We start from the raw sequence: 23,557 nt of genomic DNA on the forward strand, positions 1-23,557 counted from the left end.
TGCTCGACCCTGAGCCTGCGACGCCGGAGCGCGGAGGGGGTCAGTGGGCGAAGTGGCGCTCGCCCGTGAGGTACATCGTGATCCCGGCGGCGTCGGCCGCGGCGATGACCTCGTCGTCGCGCACCGAGCCGCCCGGCTGCACGACGGCCGCGATGCCCGCGTCGAGCAGGATCTGGAGGCCGTCGGCGAAGGGGAAGAAGGCGTCGGAGGCCGCGACCGAGCCGGCCGCCCGCTCCCCCGCCCGCGCCACGGCGAGGCGGCACGAGTCGAGCCGGTTGACCTGGCCCATGCCGACGCCCACGGAGGCGCCGCCCGAGGCGAGCAGGATGGCGTTCGACTTCACCGAGCGGCAGGCGCGCCACGCGAACTCGAGGTCGGTGAGCACGGCGTCGGAGACGTGCGAGCCGGAGACGCGCCGCCAGGTGTGCGACGAGAAGCCCTCGAAGGTGTCGGGCTGCTGCACGAGCAGGCCGCCGGACACCTGGCGCAGCTCCGAGCCCTCGCGGGCGTAGCCCTCGGGCAGGCGCAGGAGGCGCACGTTCTTCTTGCGCGAGAGCACCTCGAGGGCCTCGGGCTCGAAGTCGGGGGCGACCACGACCTCCGTGAAGATCGCCGCGACCGCCTCGGCCATCGCGAGCGTCACGGGGCGGTTGGCGGCGATGACGCCGCCGAACGCCGAGACGGGGTCGCACGCGTGCGCGCGCTCGTGCGCCGAGGCGATGGGGTCGACGGCCCTCGGCGCCGCGATCGCGATGCCGCAGGGGTTCGCGTGCTTCACGACCGCGACCGCGGGCTCGTGGAAGTCGTAGGCGGCGCGCAGCGCGGCATCCGCGTCAACGTAGTTGTTGAACGACATCGGCTTGCCGTGCAGGAGCTCGGCCTGCGTGATGCCGCGGCCGCCGGGCAGCGCGAAGAGGCCCGCCTGCTGGTGGCTGTTCTCGCCGTAGCGGAGGCCAGAGACGAGCGTCGCGGCGCCGACGGCGCGCACGAGGCCCGAGGCGCTCGAGGTGTCGGTGGCCTCGGCGCTCGGGTCCGGTGCCGCCGCGGGGGCGGGCGCCGCGGCCGGCTCGACGAGCGCGGGCGGTTCGGCGGCCGCGGGTGCCGTCTCGGCCTCGGCCGGAGCGGCCGGCGCCTCGACCGGCTCGCCCGCGAACCAGCGCGCGACCGCGCCGTCGTAGGCGGCCGTGTGGGCGAAGGCGTCGCGCGCGAGCGCGCGACGCTGCAGGAGCGTGAGGCCCGTGCCCGCGGCGCGCGCGATGAGCGGGTACACGCGCGGGTCGGTGACGATCGCGACGTTCGCGTGGTTCTTCGCCGAGGCGCGCACCATCGCGGGGCCGCCGATGTCGATCTGCTCGACGACCGCGTCGTCCTCGGCGCCCGAGCGCACCGTCTCGACGAACGGGTAGAGGTTGACGACGACGAGCTCGAAGGGTGCGATGCCGAGCTCGACGAGCTGGCGCTCGTGGTGCTCGAGCCGGAGGTCGGCGAGGAGGCCCGCGTGGATCGCCGGGTGGAGCGTCTTCACGCGGCCGTCGAGGGCCTCCGCGAAGCCCGTGACCTGCGCGACCTCGGTGACCGGCAGGCCCGCCTCGGCGAGGAGGCCCGCCGTGGAGCCGGTGGAGACGAGCTCGACGCCGGCCGCGGCGAGCGCCCGGCCCAGCTCGACGATCCCCGTCTTGACGCTCACCGAGAGCAGCGCGCGGCGGAACGGCACCTGGTCGCGGTCGCGGTAGAGGCTCGGGTCGTGCTGGGGTCCGCTCATGCGGTGGGCTCCTCGGGGTTCGGGGTGCGGGCGCCTGCCTCGTGGAGGTCGATCGCGCCCTCGGCGATGTCGGTGAGCACGCTCGCGAGCAGGTCGCGCTCGACGAGCTTGATGCGGTCGTGGAGGCTGGCCTCGTCGTCGTCCGCCTCGATCGCGATGCGCCGCTGCGCGAGGATCGGGCCGGTGTCGACGCCCGCGTCGACGACGATGACGGAGGCGCCCGTCTGCGCGACGCCCGCCGCGAGCGCGTCGCGGACGCCGTGGGCTCCCGGGAACTCCGGCAGGTGCGCGGGATGCGTGTTGAGCAGCGCGGGCGAGAAGCGCGCGACGGCCTCGGGTGAGAGCAGCCGCATGAAGCCGGAGAGCACGACGAGATCGCCGCCAGCAGCGGCGATGCGATCGGCGATGCGTGCCGACCACTCGGCGCGCGGGGCGGCGAAGGGCACGACGAAGGTCGGGATGCCTGCGGCGCGCGCGATGTCGAGGCCCGGGCACTCGCGGTCGGCGCCGACGGCGACGACCTCCGCGGGCACGCGGCCGTCGCGCGTGCGCTCGAGCAGGTCGGCGAAGTTGGTGCCGCTGCCGGAGACGAGGACGACGAGACGCAGCACGGGTTCGATCCTACCGAGCAGTGCGGTCGCCCTCGGGCTCGGGGCCGCGAGGGATCGCGGCGGTCTCCTGCTCGTCCGCCGGCGTGCGGCGGTCGGCCTGGGGGCCGTGCTCCCCGCCGCCCAGCGCTGCTCGAGCGGGGCGAGCGGCTCGGTCGGCTGCGCGTCGGCCGCGGCACCGTGGGGCTCGCGGGCGACGGACGCGGGCTCGGCGGCGGAGGCGGGCTCGTCGGGGCCGTGATCGCCGCGCGTCGGCGCGCCGACATCGGCCCGCTCGGCGCCGGTGGGGGTGGTGTCCGCCGCCTCGGTGCGCGGCGCTGCGGCGTCGACCCCGTCGGCCTCGTCGCCCTCGGCCGCCTCGGCGTCGGTCGCCGCCGCGTCGCGTCGGTCGCGCTCCCGCTCCTCGGGCTCGCGCGCATCGTCGTCGTCACCGGCTCCGGCCCGGCCGATGCCCAGGACGCCGCGGATCGAGGTCGCGCGCCCCTCCGCAGCGAGCGGCAGCGCCTCGCCGAGCGCGATCGCACCGCCGACGCGCGCGCCCGCCGCGAGTCCGAGCGCGAGGCCCACGCCCACCTCGAGCGCGCCCCACGCCGCGACGAGCACCGCATCCGGGCCCGTGTCCGCCAGCCGGCCCGGCCCGGCGGCCCCCGACGAGAGCGCGGCGAGCGCGCCGAGCAGCGCACCGGCCACGACCGCGCCGCCGAGCGCGGCGGCCGCGAGCCTCCCACCAGTGGGCGGGCCGCTCGGGCGTGCCGGCCAGCACCGTCTGCCGCGCGAGCACGCCCACGACCACGCCGACGACCACGGGCAGCGCGACGACCGCGAGCATCCACGGCTGCGCGGCGGGATCGATCGCGGCGAGCAGCGGCAGCGAGGGGACGGGCCCCAGGTCGGTGCCGAGCGGCGAGACGCTCGAGCCGGTGCCCAGCTGGAACCCGGGGCCGATCGCCCACGACGAGGCCCAGATGATCGCCACGGGCGCGAGCGCGAGCTGCACGACGAAGAGGACCACCACGCCGACGCGCGTGGGCTCGAGCGACTCCAGCAGCACGATCGCGTCGGTGAAGCGCACCAGCAGGCCCACTCCCACGAGCAGCGCGCCGACGCCCAGCACGCCCGCCGTCGCGGCGAGGCCGGATCGCAGCGCCGCACGCGCGGCGCGGAGCCACGGCTCGTCGACCGTGAGGGCGCGGCTGGAGGCGACGAGCCAGTCGTCGCCGCGGCGCGCGAGCACGGCGGCCGCCATGCCCACGAGCGCCACGAGCGCGGGCAGCGCGAAGGCCTGGCCGAGGTCCGGCGCGGCGCTCGGATGCTGCGCGCTCGCGCCCGCGGCGAGGCCCACGAGCCCCGTCGCCACCGCGCCCGCAGCCGCCGCGATCCCCGCCTCGACCACCGGCAGCTCGGCGAGCCGGCGACCCGCCCGCCAGTGCAGCCAGAGCGTGACGAGGCCGATCCCCCACGCGCCGAGGCCCAGCACGAACGAGCGGCTCGCCTCCTCGATCCCGACCGCCACGACCGCGTCGGTCGCGAGCGTCACCCCGATGTCGACGCCGTGGCCGAGCATCCACGCGTCGACCGCGAGGCGCCACTGCACGAGCGGATCCCCGCCGAAACCCTGGTCGACGCCCCACACCACGAGCAGCACGAGCGCGGTCGCGACGAGCCCGACCGCCGCGATGGCGGCGGACTCGATGGCTTGGCCGATCCCGGCCCACACGCGACGCACGACGGGCACACTACCGAGGCCCCGCGGCCCCCGCGGCCTGCCTCGCCGGGCGCCCGCATGCCCGCGCCCGGGACGCCTCCGAGGCGGACGCGCGGCCAGGCGCGGCGCGATAGGTTGGAGGCGCACGGCGCGGCCGCGCCCGCAGTCGCGCGCCGCCGTCCACACACACCGCGAGGGGTTCGAGCCGCATGGCCAAGATCATCTACACGTACACCGACGAGGCGCCGATGCTCGCGACGCACTCGTTCCTGCCGATCATCCAGGCGTTCGCGTCCGCCGCCGACGTCGAGGTCGACACCCGCGACATCTCGCTCGCCGGCCGCATCGTCGCCGCGTTCGCCGACCGCCTCCCGGCGGACCAGCAGGAGGCCGACGCCCTCGCCGAGCTCGGAGAGCTCGCGAAGTCGCCCGAGGCCAACATCATCAAGCTCCCCAACATCTCGGCCTCCGTGCCGCAGCTGAAGGCCGCGATCGCCGAGCTGCAGTCGCAGGGCATCGCGCTCCCCGCCTACCCCGACGAGGTCGTCACCGACGAGGACCGCGACGTGCGCGCCCGCTACGACGCCGTCAAGGGCTCGGCCGTCAACCCCGTGCTCCGCGAGGGCAACTCCGACCGCCGCGCGCCGCGCTCGGTGAAGGAGTACGCCCGCAAGCACCCGCACTCGATGGGCGCCTGGACGGCCGACTCGAAGACCGCGGTCGCGACGATGGGCGAGCACGACTTCCGCGCGAACGAGCGCTCGGTCACGATCGCCGCCGACGACACCCTCACCATCCGCCACGTCGCCGCCGACGGCACCGAGACCGTGCTGAAGGACGGCCTGCAGGTGCTCGCCGGCGAGATCGTCGACGCGACCTTCCTCTCGGCGAAGGCGCTCGACACGTTCCTCGCCGCGCAGGTGCAGCGCGCCCGCGACGAGCACGTGCTCTTCTCCGTGCACCTCAAGGCCACGATGATGAAGGTCTCCGACCCCATCATCTTCGGCCACGTCGTGCGCGCCTTCCTCCCTGAGGTCTTCGAGCGCTACGGCGCGCAGCTCACGGCCGCGGGCCTCACGGGCGAGAACGGCCTCGCCGCCATCCTCTCCGGCCTCTCGGAACTCGACGAGGCCACCGCGAACGGCGTCCGCCAGGCGATCGAGGACGGCCTCGAGCGCGGCCCGCGCCTCGCCATGGTCAACTCCGACCGCGGCATCACGAACCTGCACGTGCCCTCCGACGTCATCGTCGACGCGTCGATGCCGGCGATGATCCGCACCTCGGGCCACATGTGGGGCCCGGACGGCGAGGAGGCCGACACCCTCGCGGTCATCCCCGACTCCTCGTATGCGGGCATCTACCAGGCCGTCATCGAGGACTGCCAGGCGAACGGCGCCTTCGACCCGACCACGATGGGCTCGGTGCCGAACGTCGGCCTCATGGCACAGAAGGCCGAGGAGTACGGCTCGCACGACAAGACCTTCACGATCGCAGCCGACGGCCGCGTCGAGGTCGTCGACGCATCGGGCGCCGTGCTGCTCTCGCACGAGGTCGAGGCCGGCGACATCTGGCGCGCCTGCCAGACGAAGGACGTGCCGGTGCGCGACTGGGTGAAGCTCGCGGTGACGCGCGCCCGCGCCTCCGAGACGCCCGCCGTGTTCTGGCTCGACGCCGACCGCGCGCACGACGCCGAGCTCATCAAGAAGGTGCAGGACGAGCTGCCGAACCACGACACCGAGGGCCTGGACATCCAGATCCTCAGCCCCGTCGAGGCGACGAAGCTGTCGATCCAGCGCATCCGTGAGGGCCTCGACACCATCTCGGTGACGGGCAACGTTCTGCGCGACTACAACACCGACCTCTTCCCGATCCTCGAGCTCGGCACCTCGGCCAAGATGCTCTCGGTCGTGCCGCTGCTGAACGGCGGCGGCCTGTTCGAGACCGGCGCCGGCGGCTCCGCGCCGAAGCACGTGCAGCAGGTCGTCGAGGAGAACCACCTGCGCTGGGACTCGCTCGGCGAGTTCATGGCGCTGGCCGAGTCGTTCCGCCACCTGGCGACCGCGACGGGCAACGCCCGCGCCGGCGTGCTCGCCGAGACGCTCGACGCCGCCACCGGCACGTTCCTCGACGAGAACAAGTCGCCCTCGCGCAAGGTCGGCGAGATCGACAACCGCGGCAGCCACTTCTGGCTCGCCCGCTACTGGGCCGAGCAGCTCGCGGCGCAGACGGACGACGCCGCGCTCGCCGAGGCGTTCGCGCCGGTCGCCGAGGCGCTCGTCGCCCAGACGGCCACGATCGAGCAGGAGCTCGTCGACGCCCAGGGCGGCCCCGTCGACCTCGGCGGCTACTACCGCGTCGACACCGACCTGGCAGACGCCGCGATGCGTCCCAGCACGTCGCTCAACGCGATCGTCGCGCAGCTGCGCGGCTGACGCGCGCACCGAAGGGGGGGCCCGGCTCGCGCCGGGCCCCCTTCCGCATTCCCGGAGGAATCGGCCGACAGCGGGCACATGGCTGCGCTATGCGGCCATGTGCCCGCTCAGCGCTGATTCCTCCGGGCGAACCGGTGATCCCCGCGCCGGATGATGGCGAGGATGTCGCGCTCGATCGCGGGCCACTCCTCATGGATCTGCCGGTAGGACAGACGGAGGACCACGAATCCGCGGGCGACGAGGCGACGGTCGCGCTCCTGATCGCGCTCGTACGCTGCCGCATCGGTGTGGTGCTCGCGACTGTCGCACTCGATGACCAGCCGCTCGCCGACCAGGAGGTCGACGCGCATGCCTGGCAGGACTCGGACCTGGATGCGGACGCCGATGCGGAGCTGCCAGAGGCGGAGACGCAGCATGGACTCGGTGCCGGACTCGGCGCGCCCGTCGAGCAGGGCGAGCAGGGCACGGACCCTGGCGGGCGCGTTCGCGGCCCACGATCGCAGCTCGTCCATCGTCGCGAGGCGACGATGGAGCAGGGAGTCGAGCACGACGACCAGTGCCTCGCGATCGCCGCATCGAAACGCGCACCGGACGGCCGTCTCGAGGTCGTCGACCGCGCTGCGCACCGGAACGCTCGGTCCGAAGGGCCTGCAGGAGGCACCCGACCGATGCCGAGCGCGCCGGACATGCGATCCGCTGCCCTGCGGCACCCACGCTCCGCGCAGACGCAGGGCACTGAAGCACGAGATGCAGCCGCCTGCGCGGACCGCGGCGAGCGCCGTGGCATCCGGGCCGCGACCGAACCATCCCGGCCTGATCCGCTCCAGCACCAGCTGGTGCACGGCGCGCTCGATCTGCCACTTCGACCAGCCGAGCGCCGCGAGCTGTGCCGTGGTGACGACGCCGAGCTGGAGCACGAGAGGTTCGACCATCGGCGCACCATGCCCCTTCCCTGCGCAGCGCCGCTCTGACCCCGCCTCCCCCTGTGGACGCCGGAAGAATCGGCGCTCTCGGGGCTCATGGCCGCATAGCGCAGCCATGTCGCCGCTGAGGGCCGGATCCTCCGGGCTTCCAGGGCGGCCGGGCAGGATGGCGGCATGAGCGGGCGACGGTGGTCGGATGCGCCGGTGTGCGCGACGTGCGGGGTCGAGCAGGCGGAGCCGCTGCCCGAGACGTGCCGCATCTGCGCGGACGAGCGGCAGTGGGTGCCCGGCAGCGGCCAGGCGTGGACGAGCCTCGACGCGCTCACCGCGACCCGCGAGATCCGCGTCGAGGAGCTCGAGCCGGGGCTCTGGGGCCTCACGAGCGAGCCCGCGGTGGGCATCGGCCAGCGCGCGATCCTCGTGCCGGGCGATCTGCTGTGGGATCCGCTCGGCGTCGTCACCGAGGCGGCGGTCGAGCGCGTCCGGCAGCTCGGCGGCGCCCGCCGGATCGTGGCCTCGCATCCGCACATGCACGGCGCGCAGGTCGCGTGGGCGGAGGCGCTCGGCGCGCGCGTGCTCGTGCACGAGGCGGATGCCGAGTGGCTGCAGCGCGACCACGAGCTGGTCGAGCGCTGGAGCGGCTCCCGTGAGCTCGCGCCCGGCCTCGCCCTCCACACGCTCGGCGGCCACTTCCCCGGCGCCGCGGTCGCGATCTGGGCGGCCGGCTCGGGCGGCCTCGGCTCGATGCTCGCGGGCGACACCATCCAGCCGAAGCCCGACCGCCGGCACGTCGCCTTCATGCGCAGCTACCCCAACCACCTGCCGCTCAGCCACCGCGTCGTGCGCCGCATCGCCGACGCCGCCGCGGGCCTGCGCTACCGGCGCCTCTACGGCAACATCCCCGGGCAGCTGATCGAGGACGGGCCGGAGGCCGTGGAGCGCTCGGCCGTGCGCCACATCCGCTGGGTGCTCGGCGACTTCGACCACCTCACCTGAGCGACCGGCACAGGCGCGTCGAGGGCCGCAGCACGACGAAGGCCCCCGGCGGGAGCCGGGGGCCTTCGAGCGGGTCGCGTCAGAGCGACTCGATGACCTCGCGCATGAGGCGGGCGGTCTCCGACGGCGTCTTGCCGACCTTGACGCCGGCGGCCTCGAGGGCCACCTTCTTCGCCTCGGCGGTGCCCGACGAGCCCGAGACGATGGCGCCGGCGTGGCCCATGGTCTTGCCCTCGGGGGCCGTGAAGCCCGCGACGTAGCCGACGACCGGCTTCGTGACGTTCGCCTTGATGAAGTCGGCCGCGCGCTCCTCCGCGTCGCCGCCGATCTCGCCGATCATGACGATCGCCTTCGTCTCGGGGTCGGCCTCGAAGGCCTCGAGCGCGTCGATGTGCGTCGTGCCGATGATCGGGTCGCCGCCGATGCCGATGGCGGTCGAGAAGCCGATGTCGCGCAGCTCGAACATCATCTGGTAGGTCAGCGTGCCCGACTTCGAGACGAGGCCGATGGGGCCCTTGCCCGTGATGTTCGCGGGCGTGATGCCGACGAGCGACTCCTCCGGCGTGATGATGCCGGGGCAGTTCGGGCCGATGATGCGGGTCGTGCCCTTGGCCTTCGCGTGGGCCCAGAACTCGGCGGAGTCCTGCACGGGGATGCCCTCGGTGATGACGACGAGCAGGCCGATGCCCGCGTCGACGGCCTCGATGACGGCGTCCTTGGCGAAGGCCGGCGGCACGAAGACGATCGAGACGTCGGCGCCGGTCTCGGCCATCGCCTCGGCGACGGAGCCGAAGACGGGCAGCTCGACGGCCGAGCCGTCCTTCGCGGTGTGCGAGACGGTCGTGCCGGCCTTGCGGGCGTTCACGCCGCCCACGACCTGCGTGCCGGCCGCGAGCATGCGGGCGGTGTGCTTCGAGCCCTCGCCGCCGGTGATGCCCTGGACGATGACCTTGCTGTCCTTGTTGAGGTAGATCGACATGTCCTCTTCGCTCCCTTAGGCCGCAGCCAGCTCGGCGGCCTTCGCCGCGGCCTCGTCCATGGTGTCGACGACCGTCACCAGCGGGTGCGCGGCGTCGGCGAGGATCTGGCGACCCTCCTCGACGTTGTTGCCGTCGAGGCGCACGACGAGCGGCTTCGAGGCCTCGTCGCCCAGGATCTCGAGCGCCTTGACGATGCCGTTCGCGACGGCGTCGCACGCGGTGATGCCGCCGAAGACGTTGACGAAGACGCTCTTGACGTCGGCGTCGTTCAGGATGACGTCGAGGCCCGCGGCCATGACCTCGGCCGAGGCGCCGCCGCCGATGTCGAGGAAGTTGGCGGGCTTGACGCCGCCGAACTGCTCGCCGGCGTAGGCGACGACGTCGAGCGTCGACATGACGAGGCCCGCGCCGTTGCCGATGATGCCGACCTGGCCCTCGAGCTTCACGTAGTTGAGGTCGGACTCCTTGGCCTTCGCCTCGAGCGGGTCGGCCGCGGCCTTGTCCTCGAGCGCGGCGTGCGCCTCGTGCCGGAAGCCGGCGTTCTCGTCGAGCGTGATCTTGCCGTCGAGCGCGACGATGTCGCCGGAGGCGGTGCGCACGAGCGGGTTGACCTCGACGAGCGTGGCGTCCTCGCCGGCGAAGACGCCGTAGAGCTGCACGAGCACGGGCGCGACCTTGGCCACGAGCTCCTCGGGGAAGCTCGCGGCGCGCACGATCTCCTCGGCCTTCGCGGCGTCGATGCCGACGGCGGGGTCGACCTCGACCTTCGCGAGCGCCTCGGGGCGCTCCTCGGCGAGCTGCTCGATCTCCATGCCGCCCTCGTACGAGCACATGGCGAGGTAGGAGCGGTTGGCGCGGTCGAGCAGCACCGAGAAGTAGTACTCCTCCTCGATCTGCGCGCCCTCGGCCACCATCACGCGGTGCACGGTGTGGCCCTTGATGTCGAGGCCGAGGATGGCCTCCGCGGCCTCCTTCGCCTCGGCGGGGCTCTTGGCGAGCTTGACGCCGCCAGCCTTGCCTCGTCCGCCGGTCTTGACCTGTGCCTTCACGACCACGACGCCGCCGCCGAGCTCAGCGGCCGCAGCCTCTGCCTGCTCGGGGGTGTCGGCGACGATGCCGCGCAGCACGGGGACGCCGTGCTGCTCGAACAGGTCCCTTGCCTGGTACTCGTAGAGATCCAAAGCGTCATCCAATCGATGTCTTGGTGGGGATTCGCCGCCGTCCAGCCTAGACCCGCGGCCGCTCCCGCCCTGGCGGTTTCGGAATCCCGAACCGCGAAGATTCGGCGATCTTGCGGGCTTTCGCGGAGCCGTGCCTTGCTTGCGCGCGCCGTTCGGGCCGCCGACCATGGTCTCGGAGAGGAAGAACCATGGATCCTGCGATGCAGCGTCGGCCCGACCTGCCGCGCCCGGTCGAGTCGCTCGCGGCGAAGCTGAACTGGCTGCGCGCCGGCGTGCTCGGCGCGAACGACGGCATCGTCTCGACCTCGGCCCTCATGGTCGGCGTCGCGGGCGCCGGCACCGGCATCGGCGGCATCCTCACCGCGGGCCTCGCCGCGCTCGTGGCGGGCGCCTTCTCGATGGGCGTCGGCGAGTACGTCTCGGTCTCGTCGCAGCGCGACTCGGAGCGCGCCGCCATCCGCCGCGAGCGCGCGCTGCTCGACACCGACCCCGAGGGGCAGGTCGACCAGCTCGCCCACATGTACGAGCTGCGCGGCCTCACGCCGCGCACGGCGCACCAGGTGGCCGTCGAGCTCACCGAGCACGACGAGCTGCGCTCGCACCTCGACGTCGAGTACCGCCTCGACCCCGACGACCTCAACAACCCGTGGGCCGCGGCCTTCGCCTCGGCGGCGGCGTTCACGCTCGGCTCGCTCGTGCCGCTGCTCGCGGCGCTCTTCGCACCGACCGCCTGGATGCCGTGGCCGATCGCCGCCGCGACGCTCGTGGCGCTGCTCGTCACGGGCATCGTCTCGGCCCGGATCGGTGGCTCCGGCAAGCGCCTGGGCACCGTGCGGGTGCTCATCGGCGGCACGCTCGCGCTCGTCGGCACCTACGCGATCGGCACGCTCTTCGGCTCGCCCGTGCACTGACGGGGCCGCTGTCGGCGGGAGGAGGCCGCGCGATCGCCCGGCTCAGCCGAGGTCGAGCGGCGCGGCGCCGAACGAGACCGCGAAGCGCTCGCACCAGATCGAGACGCTCGTGATCGTCGCGAGGTCGAGGTCGTCGGGGATCGCGTACTGCTGGGTGCCGAGGTTGCCGCGGAGCGGACCGAGCGACGTCCAGGCCCCGTCGTCGAAGAGGAACCAGCCGTCGCGCCCCTCGACGACGGGCTGGTCGGTGAGCCAGACGTGCAGGTCGGGGCCGTTCTCGGTCGCGAGCTCGTCGAGCACGAGCACGCGGGAGCCGTCCTCGAGCTCCAGCACGCGCGCGGTGCCCTCCGTCGGGTGCTCGTGCGGGATCAGAGCGCCGCTCGCGAGCTCGACGGGGCCCGAGGGCGCGGGCTGCACGGCCGGTCCGCCTGCGCCCGACGGCTCGGCCGACGGGGCGGGCTGCGTCGGGGCGGCGGAGGGGACCGCCTCGTCGACGCGCTGGTCGTAGAGCAGCCGCCACGGCTGGAAGAGCGCACCGGCGAGCACGAGCCCGGCCGCGCCCGCGACGAGCAGCGCCGCGATCACCCGACGACGCACGGGTCCACGTCGCTCGACCATGTTCGACCTCCGGCCCGGCCTCTGCGCCGGCCACCGCGCCGACGATGCCCAGCGTACGCCGTCAGCGCCGCGGGCTGTAGCGCAGGCTCCGGCCGCCCCGTGCCGCCGTAGCGCGGGGCGACCTCGGCGCGCCCGTCGACGACGAGCCGCTCGAGGTAGCGGCGCGCGCTCACCCGCGACATGCCCAGGCGCTCCCCCACCTCGGCCGCGCTCAGCGTCTCGTCGAGCTCGTCGAGCAGCGCCGCCACGCGGTCGAGCGTGAGCTGCGAGGTGGCCACCTGCTTGGGCCGCTCGCTCGGCTGGAGCATCGCGTCGACGGCGCGCTGGTCGAGCCGGCGCGCGCCGATCGCCTCGGCGTGCACGATCTCGGCCCGGATCGCCTCGAGGCGCTCGCGCATCGCCTCGAGGCCGAAGGGCTTCACGAGGTAGTGCCGCACGCCGAAGGCCCGCGCGGCGCGCACGGTCTCGAGGTCGCGGGCGGCCGTCACGGCCACGACCTCGCCGCCGAAGCCGCGGGCGCGGGCGACGCGCAGCACCTCGATGCCGGAGGCGTCGGGCAGGTGCACGTCGAGCAGCACGAGGTCGGGGCGGAGGGCCTCGATCGCCTCGAGCGCCGCCCTGCCCGTGCTCACCTCACCCGCGACGACGAAGGCGCCGTGCCGCTCGACGAAGCCGCGCGTGACGATCGCGACGGCCTTGTCGTCCTCGACGACGAGCGCGCGCAAGGGCCTCACCGCGCCTCCCCCGATCCTGAGCCGGCGCTCGCCGCCTCGCGCGCGGGCACGGGGAGGCTCGCGACGAAGCGGGCGCCGCCGAGCGGCGAGCGCTCGACCCGCACCTCGCCGCCGAGCCGCTCCACGACCCGGCGCACGAGCGTGAGGCCGTAGCCGCGCGCGAGCCCTGCCGCATGCGCCTTGGTCGAGACCTCGAGCGCGAAGATCGCGGCGCGCTCGGCCTCGGGCACGCCCTCGCCGTCGTCGTCGACCCTCACCTCGACGACCCGGCCGCGCGGGCCGTCGCGGTCGTCGAGCTGCACCTCGACCCGCGTCGCCGCCGCGTCGATGGCGTTGTCGACGAGGTTGCCGAGCACCGTCACCCAGTCGCCCGCGTCGCCCCCGGGCGCGGGGCGCAGGTGCGAGCCCTCGCCCACCAGGAGGTCGATCGCGTGCTCGCGCGCTTGCGCGCGCTTCGCGAGCAGGAGCGCCGCGACCTCGAGCTCGAGCACGCCCGAGGCCTGCTCGTCGGCGAGCGCGCCGCCGCCCGCGCCCGCGCGCTCCAGGACCTGCATCGCGGCCTCCGTCTCGCCGAGCTCGAGCAGCCCGCCGAGCGTGTGGAGCGTGTTGGCGAACTCGTGCTGCTGCGCCCGCAGCGTCTCGGTCATGCCCTGCGCGCCGGCGAGGTCGCGGAGCGCGGCGTCGAGCTCGGTGCGGTCGCGGAGGATGAGGACGGTGCCGACGGTGCGGCCGTCGACCACCACCGGGTCGGCCCGCGCCACGAGCACGCGCTCGCCCGCGAGCACGAGCTGCTGCTCGCCCGGGTCGGCGAGCAGCGGGTCGACGGGCGCGTCGAGCACCTCGGCCACCGGCGTGCCCGCGAGGGCCTCGCCCGGCCGGCCGAGCAGCCGCAGCGCCGCGTCGTTGCAGAGCGCGATGCGGGCGTGCTCGTCGAGCACCACGAGCCCCTCGCCGATGCCGTGCAGCGTGGCGTCGCGCACCTCCAGCATCGAGCGGATCTCGTCGGGCTCGAGGCCGTGGATGCGGCGCCGCACCACGGCGGCCGCCCAGGTCGCGAGCACGACGCCCAGCACGGCCGCGACGGCGAGGCACAGCGCGAGGATCCAGATGTCGTCGAGCCAGTCGGCGCGCAGCTCCGACTCGAGGATGCCGACCGAGACCTGGCCGAGCAGCTCGCCGTCGGCGCCGAGCACGGGCACCTTCGCGCGCCACGAGACGCCGAGCGTGCCCTCCTGCGTGCCGACGTAGCGCTCGCCGGTCTCGGCGGTGGTCGGCTCGGTCGAGACGCGCTGCCCGATGAGGTCGGGGTTGGGGTGCGAGAAGCGGATGCCGTCGCGGTCGGTGACCACGACGTAGGTCATGCCGGAGGCGATGCGCAGCGTCTCGGCGAGCGGCTGGATGACGCGCGAGGGATCGGGGTCGTCGTAGGCGTCGAGCACGGAGGGCAGCTGCGCGACCGACTCGGCGACGCCGATCATCCGGTCGAGGTAGGCGTCGCGCAGCGTGCGCTCCTGGATGAGGGCCGCCGCGACGCCGGTGCCGAGGATGACGAGGAGCATGATGGCGCTCTGCAGCAGCACCAGCTGGGTGCGAAGCCTCATCGCTCTCCTCACGCCGCTCATCGTAGGTCCGGCCCGGCCGCGACGCGCATCCCGGGTGCTCCGGCGCTGACCGAAACGACCGAAACGGCCGGAACGACCACAACGCCTCCCGGCGGCGACGGCGGCCCTAGCGTCGACCCACAGATCGCGCACCGGCACCGTCGCCGGGCGCTCGAGGAGGAGACGTGCGATCCATGCACCCCAGCACCGCGCGCAGCACGCGCATCCCGACCATCGTCCGCATCGGCGTCGCGGGGGCGGCGGCCCTCGCGCTCGCCGCCTGCTCGTCCGGCGGCTCGCAGCCCTCGGGCGGCGACGGCGAGCCGGCCGCCATCACGGCGGTCGACGTCATCGCCCCCGCCGACCCCGGCGGCGGCTGGGACCAGACGGCGCGCGCCGCGAGCGCCGCGCTCACGGAGGCCGACCTCGTCGGCTCCGCCCCCGTCGAGAACATCGGCGGCGCCGGCGGCACCGTCGGCCTCGCCTCGCTCGCGACCGAGACGAACCCCAACACCCTCATGGTCACGGGCTCCGTCATGGTCGGCGCCGTCGAGACGAACGCGTCCGAGACGCGCATCGAGGACATGACGCCCATCGCGAAGCTGACCGAGGAGCCGCTCGTCGTCGTGGTCCCCGCGAGCTCGGAGTACGAGACGCTGCAGGACCTCATCGACGCGGTCGTCGAGCAGGGCCAGGCCGTGACGATCACGGGAGGCTCCGCCGGCGGCATCGACCACATCCTCGCGGGCCTGCTGCTCACGAACGCGGGCGTCGACGCGGCCGAGGTGCCCTCCACGCTGAACTACGTGCCGAACTCCGGCGGCGGCGAGGCGCTCACGATGCTGCTCGGCGGCACCGTGCAGGCCGGCATCTCGGGCGTCGGCGAGTTCTCGGAGTCGGTGCTCTCGGGCGACCTCCGGGCCCTCGCGGTCTCGAGCGCCGAGCCCGCGGCCGCGCTGCCCGACGTACCGACGATCCAGGACGAGGGCATCGACGTCGCCATCACGAACTGGCGCGGCGTCATCGCCCCCGGCGGCATCTCCGACGAGGAGCGCAGCGCGCTCATCGACCTCGTGACGCAGCTGCACGACAGCGACGCGTGGGCCGCCCAGGTGGAGGAGAAGGGCTGGACGGACGCGTTCGTCGCCGGCGACGACTTCGACGCCTTCCTCGGCGAGGAGATCACCCGCACGCAGGAGACCCTGCGCACGATCGGACTGATCGAGTGACCGCGGCGCCGACCGGCGCACCCGAGCAGGGTGCGCCGGCGGCGTCGTCGCGGTCGTCGCGCATCGAGGCCATGGCCTTCGTCGGCCTCCTCGTCGTGCTGTCGGTCGCGATGCTCGTCGTCACCACCACCATCCGCGAGCCCGCGGGATCCACGAACGGCCTGGGCGCGCGCGTCGTGCCCTACGCCATCTGCGGCCTCATGCTCGTCTCGTCGCTCGTCGTGCTCGTGCAGCAGCTGCGCGGCCGCTTCGGCCACGCCGACGAGGGCGAGGACGTCGACCTCGAGCACGGCACCGCGTGGCTGCCCACGGGCATCGTCGTGCTCGCGTTCCTCTCGCTCATCGTCACCATCCCGATGCTCGGCTGGCCGCTCGGCGTCACGATCCTCTTCGCGGGCTCGTCGCTCGCGCTCGGCGCGAAGCGCTGGTGGGTCGCGCTGCTCATCGGCCTCGGCCTGGGCGTCGTCACCCAGCTCGTCTTCGGCGAGCTCCTGGGGCTCTCGCTGCCGATCACCGGCACCCTCACCTCCTGGATCGGCCTCTGATGGACACGCTCTCCCTGCTGCTCGACGGCTTCGCCACGGCGCTGCAGCCGATCTACCTGCTCTACGCGCTGCTGGGCGTCATGCTCGGCACCGCCGTGGGCGTGCTGCCGGGCATCGGCCCGGCGATGACGGTGGCGCTGCTGCTGCCGATCACGTACGCGCTCGAGCCGACGGCGGCGTTCATCGTCTTCGCAGGCATCTACTACGGCGGCATGTACGGCGGATCGACCACCTCGATCCTGCTGAACACGCCCGGCGAGTCGGCCTCGATCGTCACGGCGCTCGAGGGCAACAAGATGGCCCGCGCGGGCCGCGGCGCCGCCGCGCTCGCGACCGCCGCGATCGGCTCCTTCGTCGCCGGCACGATCGCGACGGTGCTGCTGACGCTCCTCGCCCCGACCATCGCGCGCCTCGCGGTGGGCCTCGGACCCGCCGACTACTTCGCGCTCATGGTGATCGCGTTCCTCACGGTCGGCGCGCTGCTGGGCGACAGCCTGTGGCGCGGCATGGTCTCGCTCTCGGTGGGCCTCTTCATCGGCCTCATCGGCGTCGACACCCTCACGGGCCAGTCGCGCTTCACGTTCGGCGTGCCGCAGCTGGGCGACGGCATCGACGTCGTCATCGTGGCGGTCGGCCTCTTCGCCCTCGGTGAGGCGCTCTACGTGGGCTCGCGGCTCCGCAACGGCGAGATCCCGCTCATCCCCATCACGCGCGGCTGGCGCACCTGGATGCGCCGCTCCGACTGGGCGCGGTCGTGGCGGCCGTGGCTGCGCGGCACCGCGATCGGCTTCCCGATCGGCACGATCCCCGCGGGCGGCGCCGACGTCGCCACCTTCCTCTCCTACGCCTCCGAGCGCAGCCTCGCGAAGCCGGAGTACCGGAAGCAGTTCGGGCGCGGTGCCATCGAGGGCGTCGCGGGACCGGAGGCCGCCAACAACGCGGCGGCCGCGGGCGTGCTCGTGCCGCTGCTGACGCTCGGCATCCCCACCTCGGCGACGGCGGCGATCATCATCTCCGCCTTCCAGTCGTACGGGCTGCAGCCCGGGCCGCGCCTGCTCGACTCGCAGCCGGCGCTCGTGTGGGCGCTCATCGCGAGCCTCTACATCGGCAACGTGCTGCTGCTCGTGCTCAACCTGCCGCTCGTGGGCATGTGGGTGAAGCTGCTGCAGATCCCGCGGCCGTACCTCTACGCCGGCATCCTCGCCTTCGCGGGGCTCGGCGCCTACGCCGCGAACTTCACGGTGTTCGACATCGGCGTCATCCTCGTGCTGGGCGTGCTCGGCTTCTTCATGCGCCGCCAGGGCTTCCCCATCGCACCGCTCGTCGTGGGCGCGATCCTCGGCCCGATGGCCGAGGAGCAGCTGCGGAAGGCCATGCAGATCGGCCAGGGCGACCCCGGCTACCTGGTGCACTCGCCGTTCGCGATCGTCGCCTACGGGCTCATGATCGTGATCGTGGTGCTCGCGCTGTGGCTGAAGCGGCGCCGCGCGCGCTACGAGGCGCAGCTGCCGCCCGTCGACACGATCGCGATCGCCGCGCTCGACGAGGAGATCGAGTCGCACGAGCCGCACCCCGAGCCCGACCGCGGGCGCCTCTCCACGGAGGCCATGCCGAGGGTGCGACGCGACGGTTCGAACCCGCCCGGGGGGCCGGGAGCCGGGAGCGAGTGACCGTGCGGGCGGGGGAGGCGAGCGCCTCCCCCGCCCGCATGTCGGCGACCCGGCGTAGCGTCGGGCGCGGCGGTCGACGGCGACCGCCGGATCGGGAGGGAACCGTGGACCAGCGGATCGAGCTCATCTTCGTGCCCGTGGCCGACGCCGATCGGGCGAAGGCCTTCTTCGTCGACCGGCTGGGCTGGCACGCCGACCACGACCAGCGCGTGAGCGACGAGCTGCGCTTCGTGCAGGTGACGCCGCCCGGCTCCGCCTGCTCGATCGCGTTCGGCGAGGGCATCTCCGACGACGAGCCGGGGACGCTCCGCAGCGTCCAGCTCGTCGTCGACGACGCGGATGCGCTCCACGCGGCCCTCACCGCCGCGGGCGTCGACGCGGGCGAGGTCGAGGAGCTGGCCTGGGGCCGGTTCGTGACGATCGCCGATCCCGACGGCAACCGCTGGACCTTCCAGCAGCTGCCCGACTTCGGCGTGGCCTGACCGGTCGCCCGCCGCGACGCCGCGGCGCTTCCCGTCGGCGGCACCGGGATGGGAGGGTGGAGGCATGCAGCAGGGCATGCACGACCGAGAGCGGATCCCGCCGGAGCTCGACCCCGAGCTCGAGCGCTTCGACGACGGCCGACCGCCGCGCACGATGGCGCGCCGCTTCCGGCCGCTCATCATCGTGGTCGCGCTCGTGACGCTCGCGGCGTTCGCGCTCCTCCCGACCTTCTGACCGAGGCGAGCTCCCGCCCGCGCCCTGCCTCGCGCACAGGTCGCGGGCGTAGCGTGCCGCCATGGCACAGGCGACCTGGCACGACCGAACGATCGCATCCTCCGACGACACCGTCGTCGTGGAGCGCAACCACTACTTCCCCCGCGACGCGGTGACGGCCGAGCTCGAGCCGAGCCCGACCGAGTACACCTGCCCCTGGAAGGGCGATGCCGTCTACTTCCACGTCGTGGTCGACGGCGAGCGGCTCGAGGACGGCGCCTGGTCGTACCCGGAGCCGAAGGACGCCGCGAAGGAGATCGCGGGCCGCATCGCCTTCGACCCCCGGATCTCGGTCAGCGCCTGAGCGGACGCGACCGCCGGGCGCCGGTGCGCCCGGCGGCTACAGCTTCTCGATCGGCGCGATCTTGATGAGCAGGCGCTTGCGGCCTGCCCCTTCGAAGCGCACCTCGGCGATGCGCTTCGCGCCGGCGCCCGTCACCGTCTCGACCCGGCCCTCGCCGAAGTCCTTGTGGCGGATGCGGTCGCCGGGCGCGAGCTCCATCGCGGAGTTGTCGCGCACCTCGGTGATCGTGTTCGCGAAGGCGCCCTTCGGCCGCCCCGCCGGCAGCGGCTTCGGGTCGCGGTAGCCCGTGACGAACTGCTCGCGCGGCGCATCCGACCAGCGGCTGCCGAGCGCGCGCTGCGGGCTCTGCCGCACGGCCGTGGGCGGGGTGCGCCAGTCGATGAGCTCGGCCGGGATCTCCTCGAGGAAGCGGCTGGGCGCGGCGGGGTTGACCTCGCCGAACTGCGCGCGGGTCATGGCGAGCGAGAGGTGCAGGCGCTTGCGGGCGCGCGTGATGCCCACGTAGAAGAGCCGGCGCTCCTCGGCGGGGCCGCCGGGCTCCATGGCCGCGATGCGATGCGGCAGCAGCTCCTCCTCGATGCCCGTGATGAACACGGCGTCGAACTCGAGGCCCTTCGCGGTGTGGAGGGTCATGAGCGAGACCTGCCCGCCGGAGTCGTCGAGCTCGTCCGCCGCCGCGACGAGCGCGGTCTCGGTGAGGAAGTCGAGGAGCGTGCCCGCGGGGTTCTGGCGGCGGAACTCGCGCGCCACGGCCACGAGCTCCTCCACGTTCTCCAGCCGCGCGGCGTCCTGCGGGTCGGGCGAGCGGCGCAGCTGGTCGGTGTAGCCGGAGCGGCTCATGAGGTCGCGGAGCACCTCGCCCGGATCGGCCTCGGGCTGGGCGGTCCAGCCGTCGAGCAGCGCGGCGAGGTCGGTGATCGCCGCGGCGACCTTGGGGCCGAGCGCGATCTCGCCCACCCGGCGCATCGCCTCGCGCAGGCTCACGCCCTGCTCGTCGGCGAAGGCCTGCAGGGCGGCCTCCGTCGCCGGGCCGATGCCGCGCCGCGGCACGTTCATGATGCGGCGGAGGCTCAGGCCGTCGTCGGGGTTCGCGACCGTGATGAGGTACGCCATCGCGTCCTTGATCTCGGCCCGCTCGTAGAACTTCGTGCCGCCGATCACCTTGTAGGGGATCGCCGAGCGGATGAGCACCTCCTCGAGCGCGCGCGTCTGCGCGTTCGTGCGGTAGAACACGGCGACGTCGCTGTAGGCCATGCCGCCGGAGGTGAGCTCGACGATCTCGTCGGCGACGAACTGCGCCTCGTCGTGGCCGGAGTAGCCGGTGAAGCCGATGATGCGCTCGCCGTCGCCCTGATCGGTCCAGAGCCGCTTCTCGCGCCGGTCGAAGTTGTTGCCGATCACGGCGTTCGCGGCCGAGAGGATCGTCTGCGTCGAGCGGTAGTTCTGCTCGAGCAGGATCACGCGCGCGCCCGGGAAGTCGCGCTCGAACTCGGTGATGTTGCGGATGTCGGCGCCGCGGAAGGCGTAGATCGACTGGTCGGAGTCGCCGACGACGGTGAGCGACGCGCCCTCGAGGTCGCCGCGGAGGTCGGGCAGCTCGTGGCGCGCCACGGGCCGCGTGAGCTCGCGGATGAGCGCGTACTGGGCGGCGTTCGTGTCCTGGTACTCGTCGACGAGGATGTGCCGGAAGCGCTTGCGGTACTGGGCGGCGACCTGCGGGAACGCGCGCAGCAGGAACACCGTCTGGCCGATGAGGTCGTCGAAGTCGAAGGCGTTCGCGCGGCGCAGCTCGGCGTCGTAGTCGCGCCAGAGCTCGAGGAACGCCGCGTCGAGCGGGTTCTCGAGGTTGGCGGTGCGCGCCCACGAGTCGGCGTCGTGCAGCTCGTTCTTGGCCTTCGAGATGCGCGCCGCGACGCCGCCGGGCGTGAGGCCCTGGATGTCGGCGCCGCGCTCCTTGATGAGGCGCTTCACGAGCGCGCGCACGTCGCCCGAGTCGTAGATGGTGAACGACTGCTTGAAGCCGAACTGCTCGGCCTCGCGGCGCAGGATGCGCACGCACGCGGAGTGGAACGTCGAGATCCACATGCCCCGCGACTCCTCCCCCACGAGGTGCTCGACGCGCTCGCGCATCTCGCCGGCCGCCTTGTTCGTGAAGGTGATCGCGAGGATCTGGCTCGGCCACGCCTCGCGGGTGGCGAGGAGGCCGGCGATGCGGTGCGTCAGCACCCGGGTCTTGCCCGAGCCGGCGCCCGCGACGATGAGGAGGGCGGGGCCGCGGTGCTCGACCGCCTCGCGCTGCGGCGGGTTCATGCCTGCGAGCAGGTGTTCGGGGATCGTGTCGCCGCGCGGCCCGATGGGCGTCGGCCGCTGCACGTCTTGGAAGCCTTCGTCGCCCAGTCCCCACAGATCGCTCACTGCACCGATCCTAGGCGCGGCCGCCCACGCGCCGTGCCGCGGCGGCGCGGGCCTCGGCGATCAGGCGATGCGGCGCCAGAGGTCCGGGTGGTCGCAGAAGACGGCCTCGAGGCCGAGGCCCGCGAGCATGCGCCACTCCGTCGTCCAGTCGCCCCACGCCGCCGGGTGCTCGCCGAGCCGCAGCTCGGACTCGAGGAAGGCGTTCTCGGGCCGCAGGGTCCAGGCGATCGTTCCCAGGCCCGCAGCTGAGGCGCGCTCGACGAGGTCGGCGGTGACGAGGCTGCCCTCGACGCGGTCGAAGAGCGCCGTCTTGTCGACCGAGATCGCGTCGACGCGGCCGGCGAGCGCCGCGAGCGCCGCATCCGCGCGCTGCTCGGCGTAGGCTCGGGCCCCCCGCCGGCAGGTCGGCGGCGGCGCCCTCGCGCCCCATGAGGTAGACGAGGCGCGCGTCGATGCCGCGCTCGCGGCACCGGTGCAGGGCCGACTCCTCGAAGCTCTCGAGCACGAGCCGGCCGCTGCCCGACCACGCGGTCCCAGCCCTCGCAGCGCCGGCGAGCGCCTCCGCGAGCAGCGCGTCGAGCGGCAGCCCGATGGCCTCGTGGTGCGCGGCGTGCTTGAGCTCGGCGACGACGTCGAGGCCCTCCTCGTCGGCGATGCGCAGCAGGTCCTCCAGCCGCAGCACGGGATCGCGGCCGTCGCGCGTCGCGCTCAGCGGCCGCAGCAGCGGCAGCCGCTCGCGCGCGCGGAGCGTCGCGATCTCCGCCCAGTCGAGGTCCTGGGCGAACCAGCCGGTGACCTCGTGGCCGTCGACCGCGCGGGTGGTGCGGCGATCGGCGAGCTCGGGCCGATCGGCGATGTCGGTGGTCTCGCCGAGCTCGACGTCGTGGCGCACGACGAGCACGCCGTCGCGGCTCGCGACGAGATCGGGCTCCACCGCGTCGGCCCCGAGCCGCGCGGCGAGGCGGATGGCGGTCTCGGTGTGCTCGGGCGCCCAGCCGGAGGCGCCGCGGTGGGCGATGAGTCGCGTGTCGGTCACGAGGGCAGGCTAGGGGGCGCAGGTGGCCGCGAGGTGACGGCCGGGCGGCCATCCGGACGCCGCAGAGGCGGCGTGCGCCGCAGGCGAACGGGCCCGCGATCACAGGGGAATCAAGGGGTCCTGCCGCTATCCTGGCCTGGCACCGCCGCCATGGCGGGGCACCCATCACTTCCTGAGGAGCGATCCCCTTGGCAAACCCGGCGTTCAGCAACTCGCCCGCGTTCACGTCGAACCCGCGGCGAGCCGCTCAGGCCGCGCCCCCGGCCCCGCAGTTCGGCCAGCAGCAGGCCTACGGCCAGCAGCCCTACGGCCAGGCCCCGCAGGCCCCCCAGTTCGGCCAGCAGCAGGCCTACGGCCAGGCCCCCTACGGCCAGCAGCCGCAGCAGTTCGGCCAGCAGCAGGGCTACGGCCAGCAGACCCCGCTCGAGACCGAGCGCCTCACCTACGACGGCGTGATCATGAAGACCGTCGGCACGCTCGGCGTGACCGCGATCGGCTTCGTCATCACGCTCGGCATGCTGCTCTTCACGGGCACCTCGGCGGCCTTCTACCTGCTCACCTACGGCGGCGCGCTCGTGGGCTTCGTGCTCGCGCTCGTCAACATCTTCAAGAAGGAGCCGGTGCCGGCGCTCGTGCTGGCCTACGGCCTCGCGCAGGGCTTCTTCCTCGGCGGGTTCTCGGGCCTCATGGAGTTCGGGGCAGGGTTCTCGGGCATCATCTTCCAGGCCCTGCTGGCCACCGCGTGCGTCTTCGGCGTGACGCTCGCAGGCTACGCCTTCCGGATCTTCCGCACGTCGCCCCGGGCGAACAAGATCTTCTTCATCCTGATCATCGGCTACACGCTGTTCTCGCTCGTGAACTTCGTGCTCATGCTGACGGGCGTGAACCAGGACCCCTGGGGCCTGCGCTCGCAGGAGATCTTCGGCATCCCGCTGGGCCTCATCCTCGGCGTCCTCGCCGTGGTGCTCGGCGCCTACTCGCTCGTCATGGACTTCGAGGGCGTCGAGAACGGCGTGAAGCGCGGCGTCGACAAGAAGTACGGCTGGTCGGCCGCCTTCGGCATCACGATGACGATCATCTGGCTCTACGTCGAGATCCTGCGCATCATCGCGATCTTCCGCAGCAACAACTAGCCGCCACGACGAAGGCCC

At 73.7% G+C, this 23,557-nt stretch carries 20 protein-coding genes and 1 pseudogene; 10 read left to right on the top strand and 11 right to left on the bottom strand.

Features of this window, described 5'->3' with window-relative positions; translation table 11 throughout:
- Window positions 1–40 precede the first annotated feature (40 nt).
- From purH to OVA14_RS02090, 3 genes and pseudogenes are all read right to left on the bottom strand, one after another.
- Window positions 41–1,762: a bifunctional phosphoribosylaminoimidazolecarboxamide formyltransferase/IMP cyclohydrolase gene (purH, locus tag OVA14_RS02080; RefSeq protein WP_267504661.1), complete on the bottom strand. Its 1,722-nt coding sequence runs from the start codon at window positions 1,760–1,762 to the stop codon at window positions 41–43.
- Window positions 1,759–2,373 (bottom strand): phosphoribosylglycinamide formyltransferase, encoded by a 615-nt coding sequence (gene purN, locus OVA14_RS02085; protein ID WP_267505468.1) that lies wholly within the window; start codon window positions 2,371–2,373, stop codon window positions 1,759–1,761. The genes purH and purN overlap by 4 nt, the downstream gene beginning before the upstream one ends.
- 603 nt (window positions 2,374–2,976) lie before the next feature.
- Window positions 2,977–4,261, bottom strand: a pseudogene (locus tag OVA14_RS02090) (DUF6350 family protein); the annotation flags it as partial.
- A 23-nt stretch (window positions 4,262–4,284) separates the two neighbouring features.
- Between OVA14_RS02090 and OVA14_RS02095 the strand changes: the two are divergent.
- Window positions 4,285–6,507 carry an NADP-dependent isocitrate dehydrogenase gene (locus OVA14_RS02095; RefSeq protein ID WP_267504663.1) on the top strand — a complete coding sequence of 741 codons (2,223 nt, stop codon included), beginning with the start codon at window positions 4,285–4,287 and terminating at the stop codon, window positions 6,505–6,507.
- Window positions 6,508–6,614: 107 nt separating this feature from the next.
- Here the strand turns inward: OVA14_RS02095 and OVA14_RS02100 are convergent, their stop codons facing one another.
- Window positions 6,615–7,439: a type IV toxin-antitoxin system AbiEi family antitoxin domain-containing protein gene (locus OVA14_RS02100; RefSeq protein ID WP_267504664.1), complete on the bottom strand. Its 825-nt coding sequence runs from the start codon at window positions 7,437–7,439 to the stop codon at window positions 6,615–6,617.
- A 165-nt stretch (window positions 7,440–7,604) separates the two neighbouring features.
- On the opposite strand from OVA14_RS02100, the gene OVA14_RS02105 reads away from it, so the two are divergent.
- A complete protein-coding gene (locus OVA14_RS02105; protein WP_267504665.1) occupies window positions 7,605–8,426 on the top strand; it encodes a hydrolase in 822 nt (273 codons plus the stop codon).
- Window positions 8,427–8,505: 79 nt separating this feature from the next.
- Here the strand turns inward: OVA14_RS02105 and sucD are convergent, their stop codons facing one another.
- Window positions 8,506–9,405, bottom strand: coding sequence for a succinate--CoA ligase subunit alpha (sucD, locus tag OVA14_RS02110; protein WP_188715914.1), 900 nt, complete (start codon window positions 9,403–9,405; stop codon window positions 8,506–8,508).
- A 15-nt stretch (window positions 9,406–9,420) separates the two neighbouring features.
- Complete coding sequence (gene sucC / locus OVA14_RS02115) at window positions 9,421–10,587, bottom strand: ADP-forming succinate--CoA ligase subunit beta (protein WP_267504666.1); 1,167 nt, start codon at window positions 10,585–10,587, stop codon at window positions 9,421–9,423.
- Between the two features lie 188 nt (window positions 10,588–10,775).
- On the opposite strand from sucC, the gene OVA14_RS02120 reads away from it, so the two are divergent.
- Window positions 10,776–11,498 (top strand): VIT1/CCC1 transporter family protein, encoded by a 723-nt coding sequence (locus OVA14_RS02120; protein WP_267504667.1) that lies wholly within the window; start codon window positions 10,776–10,778, stop codon window positions 11,496–11,498.
- Between the two features lie 42 nt (window positions 11,499–11,540).
- On the opposite strand, the gene OVA14_RS02125 is transcribed toward OVA14_RS02120, so the two are convergent.
- From OVA14_RS02125 to OVA14_RS02135, 3 genes are read right to left on the bottom strand one after another with little or no spacing between them, the layout of a single operon-like run.
- The gene (locus OVA14_RS02125) at window positions 11,541–12,083 is read right to left on the bottom strand and encodes a DM13 domain-containing protein (protein ID WP_267504668.1); all 543 of its coding nucleotides are present in this window, start codon (window positions 12,081–12,083) and stop codon (window positions 11,541–11,543) included.
- The gene (locus tag OVA14_RS02130; RefSeq protein ID WP_267504669.1) at window positions 12,080–12,850 is read right to left on the bottom strand and encodes a response regulator transcription factor; all 771 of its coding nucleotides are present in this window, start codon (window positions 12,848–12,850) and stop codon (window positions 12,080–12,082) included. The genes OVA14_RS02125 and OVA14_RS02130 overlap by 4 nt, the downstream gene beginning before the upstream one ends.
- Window positions 12,847–14,451, bottom strand: coding sequence for an ATP-binding protein (locus tag OVA14_RS02135; RefSeq protein WP_267504670.1), 1,605 nt, complete (start codon window positions 14,449–14,451; stop codon window positions 12,847–12,849). Before OVA14_RS02135 ends, OVA14_RS02130 begins: the two co-directional genes overlap by 4 nt.
- A 194-nt stretch (window positions 14,452–14,645) precedes the next feature.
- Between OVA14_RS02135 and OVA14_RS02140 the strand changes: the two genes are divergently transcribed.
- The 6 genes from OVA14_RS02140 (at window position 14,646) to OVA14_RS02165 (ending at window position 18,955) form a co-directional block, all read left to right on the top strand.
- Window positions 14,646–15,680, top strand: a complete 1,035-nt coding sequence (locus OVA14_RS02140) for a Bug family tripartite tricarboxylate transporter substrate binding protein (protein ID WP_267505469.1) — start codon at window positions 14,646–14,648, stop codon at window positions 15,678–15,680.
- A gap of 71 nt (window positions 15,681–15,751) precedes the next feature.
- Window positions 15,752–16,225, top strand: coding sequence for a tripartite tricarboxylate transporter TctB family protein (locus OVA14_RS02145; protein ID WP_267504671.1), 474 nt, complete (start codon window positions 15,752–15,754; stop codon window positions 16,223–16,225).
- A complete protein-coding gene (locus OVA14_RS02150) occupies window positions 16,225–17,895 on the top strand; it encodes a tripartite tricarboxylate transporter permease (protein ID WP_267504672.1) in 1,671 nt (556 codons plus the stop codon). The genes OVA14_RS02145 and OVA14_RS02150 overlap by 1 nt, the downstream gene beginning before the upstream one ends.
- Window positions 17,896–17,999: 104 nt before the next feature.
- Window positions 18,000–18,377 carry a glyoxalase superfamily protein gene (locus OVA14_RS02155; RefSeq protein WP_267504673.1) on the top strand — a complete coding sequence of 126 codons (378 nt, stop codon included), beginning with the start codon at window positions 18,000–18,002 and terminating at the stop codon, window positions 18,375–18,377.
- Between the two features lie 64 nt (window positions 18,378–18,441).
- Window positions 18,442–18,612: a hypothetical protein gene (locus tag OVA14_RS02160; protein WP_267504674.1), complete on the top strand. Its 171-nt coding sequence runs from the start codon at window positions 18,442–18,444 to the stop codon at window positions 18,610–18,612.
- 61 nt (window positions 18,613–18,673) lie between these two features.
- Window positions 18,674–18,955: a DUF427 domain-containing protein gene (locus tag OVA14_RS02165; RefSeq protein ID WP_267504675.1), complete on the top strand. Its 282-nt coding sequence runs from the start codon at window positions 18,674–18,676 to the stop codon at window positions 18,953–18,955.
- Between the two features lie 36 nt (window positions 18,956–18,991).
- Here OVA14_RS02165 and OVA14_RS02170 read toward each other — a convergent pair whose 3' ends face one another.
- Both OVA14_RS02170 and OVA14_RS02175 read right to left on the bottom strand, forming a co-directional pair.
- Window positions 18,992–21,328 (bottom strand): ATP-dependent helicase, encoded by a 2,337-nt coding sequence (locus OVA14_RS02170; RefSeq protein WP_267505470.1) that lies wholly within the window; start codon window positions 21,326–21,328, stop codon window positions 18,992–18,994.
- 52 nt (window positions 21,329–21,380) lie between these two features.
- Window positions 21,381–22,406 carry a glycerophosphodiester phosphodiesterase family protein gene (locus OVA14_RS02175; RefSeq protein ID WP_324288031.1) on the bottom strand — a complete coding sequence of 342 codons (1,026 nt, stop codon included), beginning with the start codon at window positions 22,404–22,406 and terminating at the stop codon, window positions 21,381–21,383.
- 188 nt (window positions 22,407–22,594) lie between these two features.
- On the opposite strand from OVA14_RS02175, the gene OVA14_RS02180 reads away from it, so the two are divergent.
- Complete coding sequence (locus tag OVA14_RS02180; protein WP_267504676.1) at window positions 22,595–23,539, top strand: Bax inhibitor-1/YccA family protein; 945 nt, start codon at window positions 22,595–22,597, stop codon at window positions 23,537–23,539.
- Window positions 23,540–23,557: the final 18 nt, after the last annotated feature.

Source organism: Agrococcus sp. SL85 (genome assembly GCF_026625845.1).
Lineage (GTDB): Bacteria > Actinomycetota > Actinomycetes > Actinomycetales > Microbacteriaceae > Agrococcus.